A 15,082-nucleotide genomic window follows, 5' to 3' on the forward strand; every position below is an offset into this window, starting at 1 on the left:
TCCAGCCGATTTCGCGCCCCGGAACACATCGACCTGCTGCCCGCACCGTCTTGCGGACCTGTTCGCCGACAAGGTTCGTGGATGTCGCGACAGACGCGTAGGAGCTGGCTCGCCAACGAAGGCGATCTTGTCGGCGCGGCCAGGCTTGCAGGCCTATTCGCCGGCAAGCCGGCTCCTACGCAGGGCGCTGGCGGGGTTATTCCATGCCGGTCTTGACCATGGCCAGCTCGGGGTGGCTGACCAGTTTGTCGATGTGCAGGTCCGGGTCGTCGAACCAGACTTCGGTCAGCACCCGGTAGTGCTCCATGTCGCGGCAGCGCATGCGCAAGCTGTAGTCGAAGGCGCCGCTGATCAGGCGGCACTCCAGGACCTGGGGACAGGCACGGACCTTGGCTTCGAAGGCTTTCTGCGCCGCGCGCCCGCTCTGGTTGGACAGCGCCACCAGCACCAGCAGCGACAGGCCCGGGGTGAGTTTCTTTTCATCGAGGATCGCCCCGTAGCCACGGATGACCCCGAGCTGCTCCAGCTTGCGTACCCGCTCCAGGCACGGCCTGGGGGTCAGGTGCACGCGCTCGGAGAGTTTCTGGTAGGTGATGCGCCCTTCGTGGCGCAAAACCTCGATGATCGCCTGGTCGATTCGATCAAGCACGATCGACAAGTCGCGGATGTCCGCCATGGATGCCTTCCCTCACTTCAAACGGCCGGATAGAAACTGCTGCAAACGTTCACTTTGCGGCTGGTCGAGGATGCTCGCGCCACCCTGCTCCTCGACCCGCCCTTGATGCAAGAACATCACCTGACTCGACACTTGCCGGGCAAAGCCCATTTCGTGGGTGACCATGAGCATGGTCCGCCCCTCTTCCGCCAGCGCCTGGATCACCTTGAGCACCTCCCCCACCAGCTCCGGATCCAGGGCCGAGGTCGGTTCGTCGAACAGCAGGATCTGCGGTTCCACCGCCAGGGCCCGGGCAATCGCCACCCGCTGCTGCTGGCCACCGGAAAGAAACGCCGGGTACTGCTCGGCCACGCGTTGTGGCAGGCCGACCTTGTCCAGGTAGGCCCGGGCACTGGCCTCGGCCGCCTTGCGGCTGCTGCCCAGCACCTGACAGGGCGCGAGCATGATGTTGTCCAGCACGCTCAGGTGGCTCCACAGGTTGAAGTGCTGGAACACCATGGCCAGGCGCGTGCGCAGGCGCTGCAACTGGGCCGGGCTGGCCACCTGCATGCCGCCGGGGGCATCCCGGGTGAGGATGGCCTCGCCATCCAGGACGAAGGTTCCAGCGTCGGCCCGTTCGAGGAAATTGATGCAGCGCAGCAAGGTGCTCTTACCCGAGCCGCTGGCACCGATCATGCTCACCACGTCACCGGCCCGGGCATTCAACGAGACGCCCTTGAGCACTTCGTTGTCACCAAAACGCTTGTAGAGATTTTCAACGCTCAACTTGTACATCAAACACTCCTGGAGCGCCGTGGCGGACAACGACGCTCTGGACAGATAAATGGGAAGGCAGGCACTCAATGGGCCGGGCCGAGAAAGCTCAGCCAGCGCCGCTCCGCCAGGCGGAAGGCCGCCACCAGGCCGAAGGACAGCCCCAGGTACAGAAGACCGGCGAGGCCGAACGCCTGGAAGGTCAGGAAGGTCGCCGCATTGGCGTCCCGGGCCACCTTGAGGATGTCCGGGATGGTGGCGGTGAAGGCCACCGAGGTCGCGTGCAGCATCAGGATCACTTCGTTGCTGTAGTACGGCAGTGCCCGACGCAGCGCCGAGGGCAGGATCAGCCGCCGGTACAGGCGCCAGCCACTGAGGCCATAGGCGTGGGCCGCCTCGATCTCGCCGTAGGGAATGCTGCGGATGGCGCCGGCGAAGATCTCCACGGTGTAGGCGCAGGTGTTGAGGGTGAAGGCCAGCAAGGTGCAGTTCATGGCATCGCGGAAGAAGGCTTCCAGCAATGGTTGCTGGCGAATCGCGGCGATCCCGTACAGCCCGCTGTAGCAGATCAGCAGCTGGATATACAAAGGCGTGCCGCGAAACACGTAGGTGAACAGCTGCACCGGCCAGCGCAACAGGGCCCAGTGGGAGGCGCGCATGATCGCCAGGGGCAGCGACAGGACAAAACCCATGGCCAGGCTGGCCACCAGCAGCCACAGGGTCATGGCCAGGCCGGTCAGGCTCTCGCCGTCACTGAACAGAAAGGGACGCCAGTATTCCTGGATCAGCTCGATCATCGCGACAGCCCTCGCACGCCTTGGTTGTAGCGCCGTTCCAGCAGGCGCAGCAGCTGGTTCGAGGCGCTGGTGATCAGCAGGTACAGGGCCGCCGCCAGGAGCAGGAAGTCCAGCATGTTGAAGGTGCTCTTGCCGGCCTCCTGGGCCACCTTGACCAGATCCGAAAGACCGATGATCGACACCAGGGCCGTGGCCTTGAGCAGCACCAGCCAGTTGTTGCCCAGGCTGGGCAAGGCGTAGCGCATCATTTGCGGGAACACCACGAAACGAAAGCGCTGCCAGCGACCGAGGCCGAAGGCCGCCGCCGCCTCCTGCTGGCCCCGGGGCACGCTGAGCATCGCCCCGCGAAAGGTTTCGGTGAAATAGGCACCATAGATAAAGCCCAGGGTGATGATCCCGGCCACGAAGGGGTCGATTTCCATGTAGGGCCAGTCCAGCAGCTCGGTCAGGGCCGTGAGCCAGCCTTGCAGGCTGTAGAAGATCAACAGCATCAGCACCAGGTCCGGCACCCCGCGAATCAGGGTGGTGTAGCAGGTCGCCGGCAGGTTCAGCAGGCGCAGGGGCGAGAGCTTGGCAGCCGCGCCCAAAAGGCCCAGGGCCATGCTCACCAGCAGCGCCAGGGCCGAGAGTTTCAGGGTCACCCAGGTGCCGTGCAGCAACAGCGGGCCATAGCCTTGCAGGACCGTCAGGTCGAGGCCGAAGAGAGTCGTCGAGGTATTCACGCCAATCACCTTGCAGACGCCGCGGCCGGCCCCGGGACGGATCGCGTCTGTCCCGGGGCCGGCCAGGGGCGATCAGTTGTTGTAGAGGTCGAGGTCGCCGAAGTACTTGCGCTGGATCTGGGCGTAGATGCCCTTCTCATGCAGGGCCTTGATGGCGCCATTGAGCATGGCCTTGAGTTCGTCCTGGTCCTTGCGCAGGCCGATGGCGATCTCCGCCGGTACCAGCGGGTCGCTGATCCCGGCGCTGTTCTCGAAATCGGCGCCCTGGGGCGAGGCCAGGAAGCTCATCTGCGCCTGCAGCTTGTCCTGGATCGAGGCATCCAGGCGGCCGTAGACCAGGTCGGCGTAGACCTGGTCCTGGTTCTGGTAGGCCCGCAGCTTGACCCCCGCCGGGCCCAGCTTGGCCTTGGCGTAGGTTTCCTGGATGGTGCCCTGCATGTAGCCCAGGGTCTTGCCCTTGAGGGATTCGCCAGTGGGCTCAAGACCCGAGCCCTTGCGGGTGACGATGGCGGTAGGCCCGGCATACAGCCGGTCGCTGAAGTCGATCTGCTTGCGCCGCGCATCGGTGACGGTCATCGACGATTCGATGGCGTCGAACTTGCCGGCCTTGAGTGCCGGGATCAGGCCGTCGAAGTCGTTGCTGATCCACACGCACTTGAGCTTGAGTTCGGCGCAGATGGCGTTGCCCAGGTCGACGCCGAAGCCTTGTACGCCGCCGTCGGCGGTGCTGGATTCAAAGGGCGGATAGCTTGGATTGACACCAAAGCGCAGTTCCTTCCATTCCTTGGCGCTGGTGCCCATGGAAACGCACGCGATTGCCAGAAGCGGCACGGCCAGCCATTTTTTAGTCATCTTCAGAGTCCCGGATTATTTGGATTTATAGCGGTCCGGCGCTGGCGTCGGACCCCACTTGTGACAGGGGCAGAGAGTGGGTGCGGGGTTAGCGCAGTCGAGTTCTTGTTGTGGGGCAGGCCCGGCGGTCAATGCCCGAGCTACCTCCGGTTGCCGCGGTCTACGCTGCAACGGAGCGCCAGAATGCCAACAGCCAAAGCCTCCCTGGTGTCGTAAGGGGCGCCTGAAACAGCCTGGATCGGCTGATAACGGCTATTTCACAGCCGATTCTGTCGCCAAGGCTCTAGACCTTGACCCAGAGCTGTCTTGCAAGGCCCGGCAGGTATTTATCGTCATGCAAAAATGCACAGTCGACCTGCAGCTTTCGGGGTTGTAATCGGCAAATTTGCACTGTTACGATCCGCCGATGCTCGCGCGCGAGCCTCATACAAAAAACAATAAAAGCAGGGAGTTAGTGATGACTGCTCAGGTTTCATCCCAGACGACACGGGACCTCGACGCCACCTCGGACGAGGTGCTGGTGGAGGTGCGCAACCACATCGGTCACCTGACCCTCAACCGCCCCGCCGGACTCAACGCCATCACCCTGTCGATGGTGCGCACCTTGCAACGCCAGCTCAACGCCTGGGCCCAGGATCCGCTGATCCACGCGGTGGTCCTGCGCGGCGCCGGGGAAAAGGCCTTCTGCGCCGGCGGCGACATCCGTTCGCTGTACGACAGCTATCAGGGCGGCGATACCCTGCACGAGGATTTCTTCGTCGAGGAATACGCCCTGGACCTGACCATCCACCATTACCGCAAGCCGGTGCTGGCCCTGATGGACGGCTTCGTTCTCGGTGGCGGCATGGGCCTGGTGCAAGGCGCCGACCTGCGGGTGGTCACCGAGCGCAGTCGCCTGGCGATGCCGGAAGTGGCCATCGGTTACTTCCCGGATGTCGGCGGCAGTTACTTCCTCTCGCGGATACCCGGTGAGCTGGGCATCTACCTGGGCGTCAGCGGCGTGCAGATCCGCGCCGCCGATGCCCTGTACTGCGGCCTGGCCGACTGGCACCTGGACAGCGGCAAGCTGGACCTGCTGCACCAGCGCCTGGATCGCCTGCACTGGAGCGACTCGCCGCTCAAGGACCTGCAGGGCCTGCTGGCCAAGCTGGCGGTGCAGAGCCTGCCCGACGCGCCGCTGCAAGCCCTGCGCCCGGCCATCGATCACTTCTTCGCCCTGCCGGACGTGGCGAGCATCGTCGAGCAACTGCGCAGCGTCACGGTTGCCGACAGCCACGAGTGGGCCACGACCACCGCCGACCTGCTGGACAGCCGCTCGCCCCTGGCCATGGCCGTGACCCTGGAGATGCTGCGCCGCGGCCGGCACCTGAGCCTGGAGCAATGCTTCGCCCTGGAGCTGCACCTGGATCGCCAGTGGTTCGAGCACGGCGACCTGATGGAGGGCGTGCGCGCCCTGATCATCGACAAAGACAAGACCCCCCGCTGGAATCCACCGACCCTGGCCGCCCTCGAGGCGCAGCGGGTGGCGAGCTTCTTCAGCGGTTTCGACGACAGCGGGAGCTGAGCCCATGCACGACATTGAACTGAGCGAAGAACAAGTGATGATCCGCGACATGGCCCGGGACTTTGCCCGTGGCGAGATCGCGCCCCATGCCCAGGCCTGGGAAAAGGCCGGCTGGATCGACGACGCCCTGGTGCGCAAGATGGGCGAGCTGGGCCTGTTGGGCATGGTGGTACCCGAGGAATGGGGCGGCAGCTACCTGGACTACGTGGCCTACGCCCTGGCGGTGGAGGAAATCTCCGCCGGCGACGGCGCCACCGGCGCCTTGATGAGCATCCACAACTCGGTGGGCTGCGGGCCGATCCTCAACTACGGCAGCCAGGAGCAGAAACAGCAATGGCTACCGCGCCTGGCCGCCGGCGAAGCCATCGGCTGCTTCTGCCTGACCGAACCCCAGGCCGGTTCCGAAGCCCACAACCTGCGCACCCGCGCCGAGCTGCGCGACGGCCAGTGGGTGATCAACGGCGCCAAGCAGTTCGTCAGCAACGGCAAGCGGGCCCAACTGGCCATCGTCTTTGCGGTGACCGACCCGGAACTGGGCAAGAAAGGCCTGTCGGCGTTCCTGGTGCCCACCGACACCCCGGGGTTCATCGTCGACCGCACCGAGCACAAGATGGGCATTCGCGCTTCCGACACCTGCGCGGTCACCCTCAACCAGTGCACCATCCCCGAAGCCAACCTGCTGGGCGAACGGGGCAAGGGCCTGGCCATTGCCCTGTCCAACCTCGAGGGCGGCCGCATCGGCATCGCCGCCCAGGCCCTGGGCATCGCCCGCGCCGCGTTTGAAGCGGCCCTGGCCTACGCCCGGGAACGGGTGCAGTTCGACAAGCCGATCATCGAACACCAGAGCATCGCCAACCTGCTGGCCGACATGCACACCCGGCTCAATGCCGCGCGCCTGCTGATCCTGCACGCCGCGCGCCTGCGCAGCGCCGGCCAACCCTGCCTGTCGGAGGCCTCCCAGGCCAAGCTGTTCGCTTCGGAGATGGCCGAGAAGGTCTGCTCCTCGGCCATGCAGATCCATGGCGGCTACGGCTACCTGGAGGACTACCCGGTGGAGCGCTACTACCGCGATGCGCGGATCACCCAGATCTACGAAGGCTCCAGCGAGATCCAGCGCCTGCTGATTGCCCGCGAGCTGAAGCATTACCAGCTGTAGGCATTGACGCCGAAAACAAAAAATCGCAGCCCCGGCTGCGATTTTTTTTGCTCCCATGGCCGCCCTCCTCGCCACGCGCGATCTGCAGTGCAAGAGCCCCATAAGCCCTGTTGGGTGCTGTCGAGCAGGTGGGCTGGCGGTAGTTGGCCGCAGTGCGTTCAAAAAGATATTCAACGCAAGATCCGGAGTTCCGCGCCGTTCGCAGCGGCCTAAGGTTGGCTCAACGCTCAGGCAAAGGAGGTCGATCATGAAACAACTGCACGACAAAGTCGCGATTGTCACGGGGGCCACGTCGGGAATCGGTCAGGCCGCCGCCCGGCTGTTCGCCCAGGAAGGGGCGCGCCTGATAGTGACTGGCCGTCGGGGCGACGCACTGGATGCGTTGGTCGCCCAGATCCAGCAAACCGGTGGTGAGGCACTTGGGGTTGCCGGTGACATTCGCAGCGAGGCACTGGCCGAGCGCCTTGTGGCGCTGGCGCTGGAGCATTTCGGTGGGTTGGATATCGCCTTCAATAACGCCGGAATGACAGGTGAAGCCCAGTCCGTCTCCGAGTTGACCCTTGGCCAGTGGCAGGCCGTGCTCGACTGCAACTTGACCAGTGCCTTTCTCGGGGCCAAGTACCAGCTGCCGGCTCTGCGCAGCCGGGGCGCAGGGTCCATTATTTTCACGTCCAGCTTTGTCGGGCACCGCGTCGGTTTTCCCGGTATGGCGGCGTATGCCGCGAGCAAGGCCGCGCTGATCGGGTTGACCCAGGTCATCGCCGCTGAAGAAGGCCCCCACGGCATTCGTGCCAACGCGCTACTGCCCGGAGGCACCGACACGCCCATGGGCCGTGCAGCCACCGACACCCCTGAGAAACGCGCCTTTGTCGAAAACCTGCATGCCCTCAAGCGCCTCGCCCGTCCCGAGGAAATTGCCCGCGCGGCGCTGTTTCTCGCGTCGGACGCCGCCAGTTTCGTCAGCGGGACGGCGATGCTGGTTGAGGGGGGAGTTTCCATCAACCGCAGCTAGGGTCTGTTCCCGTTTGGTGACGAGCCGCGTTGCTGGGCCAAACGGTGCGAGGCAAGGCGCGGGATGCCGCCAATGGTTGTTCCCTTGGCAAATCCCGCAACGCAGCCTCGCGACGTTTGGCACGCAACCCGAAGGGACGGGGCTCACTGGGCACAGGGCGGCGTTGCTCGGAGCTTATTGGGAACAACCAAACTGCGCTCCTCGCGCCTTGCCCTGTGCCCAGTGGGCCACCGTCGCGGCCTGTCACCAAACGGGAACAGACCCTAGGCGCTGCGGTTGAGGGGGCAGGGACGCCGGATGAACGCCGCGTCCTGCCAGGGGCGGTGCGGTTACTGATCCTTGAACTGCGGATCACGCTTGGCGATGAAGGCGGCCATGCCCTCTTTCTGGTCCTGGGTGGCGAAGGCGGCGTGGAACACCCGGCGTTCGAAGCGCACGCCTTCGGACAGGCTGACTTCGAAGGCGCGGTTCACGCTTTCCTTGATCATCATGCTCACCGGGATCGATTTTGCGGCGATCACGGCGGCGACCCTCAGGGCTTCTTCCACCAGCTCGTCCGCCGGCACGATGCGCGCGACCAAGCCGCAGCGTTCGGCCTCCACGGCGTCGATAAAGCGTCCGCTCAGGCACATTTCCATGGCCTTGGCCTTGCCCACGGCGCGGGTCAGGCGCTGGGTGCCGCCCATGCCCGGCAGCACGCCGAGGTTGATTTCCGGCTGGCCGAACTTGGCGTTGTCACCGGCCAGGATGAAGTCGCACATCAAGGCCAGTTCGCAGCCGCCACCCAGGGCGAAGCCGTTGACCGCGGCGATGATCGGCTTGCGCCGGTTGGCCACGCGGTCGCTGTCGCTGAACAGGTCGTCGAGGTAGATCTGTGGGTAGGTCAGCTCGGCCATTTCCTTGATGTCGGCACCGGCGGCGAAGGCTTTCTTCGAGCCGGTGATGACGATGCAGCCGATCTGCGGGTCGGCTTCCAGGCGGTCCAGGGCCTGGTTCACCTCGCCGACGATCTGCGCGTTGAGGGCGTTCAGCGCCTGGGGACGGTTGAGGGTGATCAGACCGACCCGGTCCTTGATGTCCAACAAGATGGTTTCGTAGCTCATGTATCAGCTCCTGCTAAAAAGTCAGAGATTGCGCGAAATGACCATGCGCTGGATGTCGCTGGTGCCTTCGTAGATCTGGCAGATGCGCACGTCGCGGTAGATACGCTCCAGCGGGAAGTCGCTCAAATAGCCATAGCCGCCCAGGGTTTGCAATGCCGCCGAGCAGACCTTCTCGGCCATTTCCGAGGCAAACAGCTTGGCCATCGAGGCTTCCACCAGGGCCGGCTTGCCGCTGTCGCGCAGGGCCGCGGCGTAATGCACCATTTGCCGCGCCACGGCGATCTGGGTGGCCATGTCCGCCAGGCGAAACGCTACGGCCTGGTGCTCGATGATCGGCTTGCCGAAGGTTTCGCGCTCGCGGGCGTAGTCTCGCGCCGCTTCGAACGCGGCCCGGGCCATGCCCACCGATTGTGCGGCAATGCCCACGCGCCCGCCTTCAAGGTTGGCCAGGGCGATCTTGTAGCCCTCGCCCTCCTCCCCCAGGCGGTTGGCCAGCGGCACCTTCACATCCTCGAAAAGGATCTGGCAGGTGTCGCTGGCGTGCTGGCCGAGCTTGTCCTCGATGCGCGCGACCTTATAGCCCGGCGCATCGGTGGGCACGATAAAGGCGCTGATGCCGCGCTTGCCGGCCGCCGGGTCGGTGACCGCGAACACGATCACCACCCCGGCGTTCTGCCCCGAGGTGATGAACTGCTTGCAGCCGTTGAGCACATAGTGGTCGCCGTCGCGGCGGGCCCGGGTTTTCAGGCTGCTGGCGTCGGAGCCGGCCTGGGGCTCGGTGAGGGCGAAGGCGCCAAGCATGGCGCCGCTGGCCAGGGGCTTGAGGAAACGCTCTTTCTGCTCGTCGTTGCCGAACTTGAGGATCGGCACGCAGCCCACCGAGTTGTGCACGCTCATGATGGTGGAACAGGCGCCATCACCGGCGGCGATCTCCTCCAGGGCCATGGCATAGGCCAGGTAGCCGGTGTCGCAGCCGCCCCACTGCTCGGGCACCAGCATGCCGAAGAAGCCCAGCTCGGCCATCTCGGCGATGGCCTCCCTGGGAAAGCGGTGCTCGCGGTCCCAGTCGGCGGCAAAGGGCTTCAGACGCTCCTGGGCAAATTGCCGGGCGGCGTCGCTGATCTGCAGTTGTTCGTCATTGGGCAACATCGGGATTCCTCGTTACAGGCATTCAACGGCCATGGCCGTGGCTTCGCCACCGCCGATACAGATCGCGGCCACGCCACGCTTGAGGCCCTTCTGGCGCAGGGCCGAGAGCAGGGTCACCAGGATCCGCGCGCCGGAGGCACCGATCGGATGGCCCAGGGCGCAGGCGCCACCGTGCACGTTGACCTTGGCGTGGGGAATGTCCAGCTTGTTCATGGTCACCAGGCTGACCACGGCGAAGGCTTCGTTGATTTCGAACAGATCGACATCGCCCAGGGCCCAGCCGGTCTTTTTCAGCAGCCGCTCGATGGCGCCCACCGGGGCCACCGGGAACAGGCTCGGGGTGTCGGCGAAGGCCGCGTGCCCGTGGATCACCGCCAGCGGCTTGAGGCCGCGCTTGTCGGCTTCGGAACGGCGCATCAGCACCAGGGCCGCGGCGCCGTCGGAGATCGAGCTGGCGTTGGCGGCGGTCACGGTACCACCGTCGCGGAACGCCGGCTTCAAGGTGGCGATCTTGTCCAGCTTGGCCTTGGGCGGCTGTTCGTCATCGCTGATCAGCTTCGACTCCTTGCCGATCATCACCTGCAGCGGAACGATCTCGTCCTTGAACAGGCCGTCCTTGATCGCCTGCTGGGCGCGGGTCAGGGAAGCCACAGCGAAGTCGTCCTGGGCCTGGCGGGTGAAGCCGTTGGCCTCGGCGCAGTCCTCGGCAAAGGTGCCCATCAGGCGGCCCTTGTCGTAGGCATCTTCCAGGCCGTCGAGGAACATGTGATCGAGCACCTTGCCATGGCCCATGCGGTAACCGCTGCGGGCGCGGTCCAGCAGGTACGGGGCGTTGGACATGCTTTCCATGCCGCCGGCGACCACCACCTCGGCGCTGCCGGCCAGCAGCATGTCGTGGGCCAGGATGGTGGCCTCCATGCCGGAGCCGCACATCTTGTTCAGGGTGGTGCAGCGGGTGCCCTTGTCCAGGCCGGCGCCCAGGGCCGCCTGGCGCGCCGGGGCCTGGCCAAGGCCGGCGGACAGCACGCAACCGAACAGCACTTCCTCCACCGCTTGCGGGGCGATTCCTGCGCGCTCTACCGCGGCGCGGATGGCCTCGGCCCCCAGTTGCGGGGCGCTGAGGCCCTTGAGTTCACCCTGGAAACCGCCCATCGGGGTGCGGACGGCGCTGACAATGACGATTGGATCGTGGGCAATGGACATGAAAATTCCTCCTTACTTGGCGGCCATGCGCAAGGCGCCGTCGAGACGGATCACCTCGCCGTTGAGCATGCTGTTTTCAATGATATGCCGCACCAGCGCGGCGTACTCGGCGGGCTTGCCCAGGCGCGGTGGGAACGGCACCCCGGCGGCCAGACCGGCGCGCACTTCGTCGCTCATGCCGGCCATCATCGGGGTTTCGAAAATCCCCGGGGCGATGGTCATCACCCGAATGCCGAAACGCGCCAGCTCGCGGGCCACCGGCAGGGTCAGGCTGGCGATGGCGCCCTTGGACGCCGCATAGGCGGCCTGGCCGATCTGCCCGTCGAAGGCGGCGATGGAGGCGGTGTTGATGATCACCCCGCGCTCGCCATCGGCATCGGCCGCGCTTTCGGCAATGGCCGCCGCGGCCAGGCGCAGCAGGTTGAAGCTGCCGATCAGGTTGACGTTGATAACCTGGCTGAAGCTGGCCAGGGCATGGGGGCCGTTCTTGCCCAGGACCTTCTCGCCGCGCACGATGCCGGCGCAGTTGACCAGGCCGTTGAGCCCGCCAAAGGCCTTGACCGTGGCCTGCACCGCCGCTTCGGCCGCGGCCTCCTGGCTGATGTCCGCCACCACGCTGTGGCAGCCCAATTGCTGGGCCCGGGCCGCCACGGCCTCGGCATTGAGGTCCACCAGCATCACCTTGGCGCCGGCGGCCACCAGCATTTCAGCGCTGGCCGCACCGAGGCCGGAAGCACCACCACTGACGAGAAAAACCTTGTTTGTGATCTGCATCGTTTCAATCCTGTTTACGCGGTAGCTGTTGACGCCGCGGCCTCTTGAGCCTTGGCGATTTCCTGGTTGCGCAAGATAAAGCGCTGCAATTTGCCGCTGGGGGTCTTGGGCAAATCACTGACAAATTCGATTTCACGGGGGTAGGAATGGGCCGCCAGGCGCTTGCGCACATGCTGGCGCAATTCCTCGGCCAACTCCGGCGTGGCGCGGTACTGCTCGCTGAGCACCACGAAGGCCTTGACCAGCTCGGTGCGCTCCGGATCGGGCTTGCCCACCACCGCCGCCTCCACCACCGCCGGGTGTTCGATCAGGGCACTTTCCACGTCGAAGGGACCGACCCGGTAGCCGGACGTGGTGATTACATCGTCGCTGCGGCCGACGAAGCTGATGCTGCCGTCCTGGTTCAGCTCGACGGTGTCGCCGCTGAGGTAGTAGTCACCGACGAACGCCTTGGTCGGCACCCCGGCGTAACCGGCGAACCAGCACATTGGCGACTGGCTGCGGTCGATGGCCAGGATGCCCGGCTGGCCGACACCCAGCTCGCGGTACTCTTCGTCCAGCACCACGATGCGGTGGCCGGGCGAGGCGAAACCGGCGGCGCCGACATGCACCGGGTGGTCCAGGCCGTGGTGGTTGCACAGCACCATGCCCAGCTCGGTCTGGCCGTAATGGTCGTGGATCACCACGTCCAGCTGTTCGGCGAACCAGCGGATGACTTCCGGGTTCAGCGGCTCACCGGCGCTGCTGACGATGCGCAGGCGCCCCTTGATCGAACGGGCGAACTGGTCGCCGCCGGCGATCAGCAGGCGGTAGGCCGTAGGCGAGCCGGTGAGGTTGGTGATGCCGTACTTGTTGATCACCCGGCAGGTGCTTTCCAGGGTGAAGGGGCCATCGTAGAAGGTGATCGGGTGACCCAGGCCCAGCGGCCCGGTAACGCCGAAATAGATGCCGTAGGCCCAGCCCGGGTCGGCGACGTTCCAGAACGCATCCTCGGGGCGCAGGTCCACCGCGTCGCGGGTGTAGTTCTGGAACGCGACAATGGCCTTGAGCGGCACTTCCAGGGCTTTCGACGGGCCGGTGGTGCCCGAGGTGAACATCAGCAGGAACGGGTCTTCGCCGGTCAGCAGCACCGGCTCGCACTGGGCCGGGTACTGTTCCAGCTCGGCCCAGAAACTGAAATCGCCGCGCACGATGCCCTGCCCTTTGGCCGCCGCGACCGTGACGACGGTCGGGCACTCGGCGACTTCCGCCAGCTTCGGCCGGTTCACCGCGTCGCAGATCACCAGCTTGGCCTTTGAACTGTTGAGGCGGTGCTCGATGGCCTTGGGACCAAAGGCGGTGAACAGCGGCTGGTACACCGCGCCGATGCGCCAGGTGGCCAGCACCGTGATCAGCAACTCGACATTGCGCGGCAGCAGCCCGGCGACCTTGTCGCCCTTGCCGACCCCCTGGACCAGGAAGAAATTGGCCAGGCGTGCGGCCTTGTCCTGCAGTTCAGTGAAGGTATAGGTGGCGCTGCTACCGTCGCGGCCCTCCCAGAACAGCGCGATGCGCCCGGGCAACGCATGCCGGTCACAACATTCGACGCAGGCATTGAGCGCCGACAGCGAACCCGCCAGGGCGGCGTCGACACAGTGCTGATAATTGAAATCCTTGATGGCGGACTGGTAGTTGCGCATTGCCTGAATCCCTCACTGTTCTTATTAGGATGGGAACCTCATGAAAAGCAGGGAAATACTGGCGCCAGAGCCCTCGCGCGACAATGGTCAAAGCTATCAAGTTGCGTGACCGGTTTGGCCAAGAACCCACCCCGGCCGTGGCGACCGGCAGGCCCCGCGCTCGTTGCAGGAACCGGCTTGCCGGCGCAGGCGCAACCGCAGTGGTGCACGGCTTGCGGGCCTCTTCGCCGGCAAGCCGGCTCCTACAGGGAACTGCACGGTGTATCTGACTGCTTTAGGAGCTGGCTTGCCAGCGAAGGCGTCGGCCGGGGCGGCGCAGGGCTTGCGGCCCCGTTGTCGGCAAGCCGCTTCCTACGAGAGGTCCGGGTCGTTGAGGATCAGGCTGCGGTAATGCCCGGGGTTGGACCCGGACCATTTGCGAAACGCCTTGTAGAACGAGCTGGTGTCGGCAAACCCCAGGCGCCCGGCTATCTCGGCGAAACTCAGTTGCGGCTCCGCCAGCCAGACAATCGCCAGCTCCTTGCGCACGCTGTCCTTGAGCGCCTGGTAGCTCTGGCCCTCCTCGGCCAGGCGGCGGCGCAGGGTCGAGGCAGACATGCACAGGCTCTGGGCCAGGCTTTCGCTTTCCGGCCACTGCTCGCCGGGCAATTGCCGCAACTGCTGCTTGATGCGGCTGGCCAGGCTCTCGGGGTCGCGGTACTTCACCAGGATGTTGGCCGGGGCCTGGGCCAGAAAGCGCTTGAGCTCTTCCTCGCTGCGCTTGATCGGCAGGTCCAGGCAATCGGCGGCGATGATCATCCGCGTGCGCGACCGGGCAAAGCGCAGGTTGTCGGAGAACATCACCCGGTAGTCGTCGCAGAAGTCCGGCTGCGGGCAGCGCAGCTCGATCGCCAGGATCGGAATCCGCCGCCCTGCCAGCCAGCAGGCCACGCCATGGACGATCATCCAGTAGGTGAAATAGGTGAAGGCCCGGCCCGGCGCATGCTCGTCGTCCTGCAGGACGATTTCTGCCAGGCTCTGCTGGCGCACCAGTTGCGCCGGCAGGCGTTCGAACATCAGCGACAGAAAGCCCAGCACCGAATCCAGCCCCGCCGCCAGGGTCGGCTGGGCCATGGCCGAGCGGCAGAGAAAGGCCAGGCTGCCGGACTTCAGCCGGCGCGGATCCATGCCGAAAAACTCGTCATCCAGACGCCGGGCCAACAGCCGCCAGAGCCGGGCATAGGCGCTGGCCGGGACGCGCGCGCAGCCCTGCTGCAGGAGCGCCGGATCAATCCCGACCTTGTTCAGCACTTCCGCGGTGGCCGCCCCCGGCGCACAGCTTTGCAGCAGCGCCTCGCGCACCAGTTGCATGGAGATGGTGTCTTTTTCCGCCATCGTGACCAACGTTTTCCTAAGGATCTCGGGATCGCCATCTTAGGCAGTGACCGGGAAAAAGCCAGTGGGCTTTGGCCGTAGTTGACAGCCTCGCACCAGCGAAAACCGATACGGATTCGTCCGCCCCTGCATCGCCCCGCCACCCGGGCAAGCCGTGCAAACCGCTAGCACGGTCAACGAACCGCTATCCCGGCAGTGCAAAAAAGTATCGATTCAAGTGTCAGGGATGATTTGTCAGCACCGCGTTGGCGGGCTGTAATCAGCCCAC

At 65.3% G+C, this 15,082-nt stretch carries 14 protein-coding genes; 3 read left to right on the forward strand and 11 right to left on the reverse strand.

Annotated elements, in window-relative coordinates; all coding sequences use genetic code 11:
* Positions 1 to 196: 196 nt before the first annotated feature.
* From POS17_RS15125 to POS17_RS15145, 5 genes are all read right to left on the reverse strand, one after another.
* Positions 197 to 676, reverse strand: coding sequence for an Lrp/AsnC family transcriptional regulator (locus tag POS17_RS15125; protein ID WP_011061344.1), 480 nt, complete (start codon positions 674 to 676; stop codon positions 197 to 199).
* A 12-nt stretch (positions 677 to 688) separates the two neighbouring features.
* On the reverse strand, positions 689 to 1,450 hold the full coding sequence (locus POS17_RS15130; RefSeq protein WP_060839319.1) for an ABC transporter ATP-binding protein: 762 nt from the start codon (positions 1,448 to 1,450) through the stop codon (positions 689 to 691).
* A gap of 65 nt (positions 1,451 to 1,515) precedes the next feature.
* A complete protein-coding gene (locus POS17_RS15135; protein ID WP_060839320.1) occupies positions 1,516 to 2,226 on the reverse strand; it encodes an ABC transporter permease in 711 nt (236 codons plus the stop codon).
* Positions 2,223 to 2,948, reverse strand: coding sequence for an ABC transporter permease (locus POS17_RS15140; protein ID WP_060839321.1), 726 nt, complete (start codon positions 2,946 to 2,948; stop codon positions 2,223 to 2,225). The genes POS17_RS15135 and POS17_RS15140 overlap by 4 nt, the downstream gene beginning before the upstream one ends.
* 72 nt (positions 2,949 to 3,020) lie before the next feature.
* Entirely contained in the window at positions 3,021 to 3,800 is a 780-nt protein-coding gene (locus POS17_RS15145; protein WP_060839322.1) for a transporter substrate-binding domain-containing protein, read from the reverse strand.
* 457 nt (positions 3,801 to 4,257) lie between these two features.
* On the opposite strand from POS17_RS15145, the gene POS17_RS15150 reads away from it, so the two are divergent.
* The 3 genes from POS17_RS15150 to POS17_RS15160 all read left to right on the forward strand — a co-directional run bounded on the left by POS17_RS15150 (position 4,258) and on the right by POS17_RS15160 (position 7,532).
* Positions 4,258 to 5,364 carry an enoyl-CoA hydratase/isomerase family protein gene (locus POS17_RS15150; protein ID WP_060839323.1) on the forward strand — a complete coding sequence of 369 codons (1,107 nt, stop codon included), beginning with the start codon at positions 4,258 to 4,260 and terminating at the stop codon, positions 5,362 to 5,364.
* Between the two features lie 4 nt (positions 5,365 to 5,368).
* Complete coding sequence (locus POS17_RS15155; RefSeq protein WP_060839324.1) at positions 5,369 to 6,520, forward strand: acyl-CoA dehydrogenase family protein; 1,152 nt, start codon at positions 5,369 to 5,371, stop codon at positions 6,518 to 6,520.
* A 247-nt stretch (positions 6,521 to 6,767) separates the two neighbouring features.
* Complete coding sequence (locus POS17_RS15160; protein WP_060839325.1) at positions 6,768 to 7,532, forward strand: SDR family oxidoreductase; 765 nt, start codon at positions 6,768 to 6,770, stop codon at positions 7,530 to 7,532.
* Between the two features lie 329 nt (positions 7,533 to 7,861).
* Here the strand turns inward: POS17_RS15160 and POS17_RS15165 are convergent, their stop codons facing one another.
* The 6 genes from POS17_RS15165 to POS17_RS15190 form a co-directional block, all read right to left on the reverse strand.
* A complete protein-coding gene (locus tag POS17_RS15165; RefSeq protein ID WP_060839326.1) occupies positions 7,862 to 8,635 on the reverse strand; it encodes an enoyl-CoA hydratase in 774 nt (257 codons plus the stop codon).
* 21 nt (positions 8,636 to 8,656) lie between these two features.
* Positions 8,657 to 9,784 carry an acyl-CoA dehydrogenase gene (locus POS17_RS15170; protein ID WP_060839327.1) on the reverse strand — a complete coding sequence of 376 codons (1,128 nt, stop codon included), beginning with the start codon at positions 9,782 to 9,784 and terminating at the stop codon, positions 8,657 to 8,659.
* Positions 9,785 to 9,796: 12 nt separating this feature from the next.
* A complete protein-coding gene (locus POS17_RS15175) occupies positions 9,797 to 10,987 on the reverse strand; it encodes an acetyl-CoA C-acyltransferase (protein ID WP_060839328.1) in 1,191 nt (396 codons plus the stop codon).
* A 12-nt stretch (positions 10,988 to 10,999) separates the two neighbouring features.
* Positions 11,000 to 11,761 (reverse strand): SDR family NAD(P)-dependent oxidoreductase, encoded by a 762-nt coding sequence (locus POS17_RS15180; RefSeq protein WP_060839329.1) that lies wholly within the window; start codon positions 11,759 to 11,761, stop codon positions 11,000 to 11,002.
* 14 nt (positions 11,762 to 11,775) lie between these two features.
* The gene (locus tag POS17_RS15185; RefSeq protein WP_060839330.1) at positions 11,776 to 13,440 is read right to left on the reverse strand and encodes an AMP-binding protein; all 1,665 of its coding nucleotides are present in this window, start codon (positions 13,438 to 13,440) and stop codon (positions 11,776 to 11,778) included.
* A 351-nt stretch (positions 13,441 to 13,791) separates the two neighbouring features.
* Entirely contained in the window at positions 13,792 to 14,814 is a 1,023-nt protein-coding gene (locus POS17_RS15190) for an AraC family transcriptional regulator (RefSeq protein WP_060839331.1), read from the reverse strand.
* Positions 14,815 to 15,082 lie beyond the last annotated feature (268 nt).

It is taken from the genome of Pseudomonas sp. Os17 (assembly GCF_001547895.1).
Lineage (GTDB): Bacteria > Pseudomonadota > Gammaproteobacteria > Pseudomonadales > Pseudomonadaceae > Aquipseudomonas.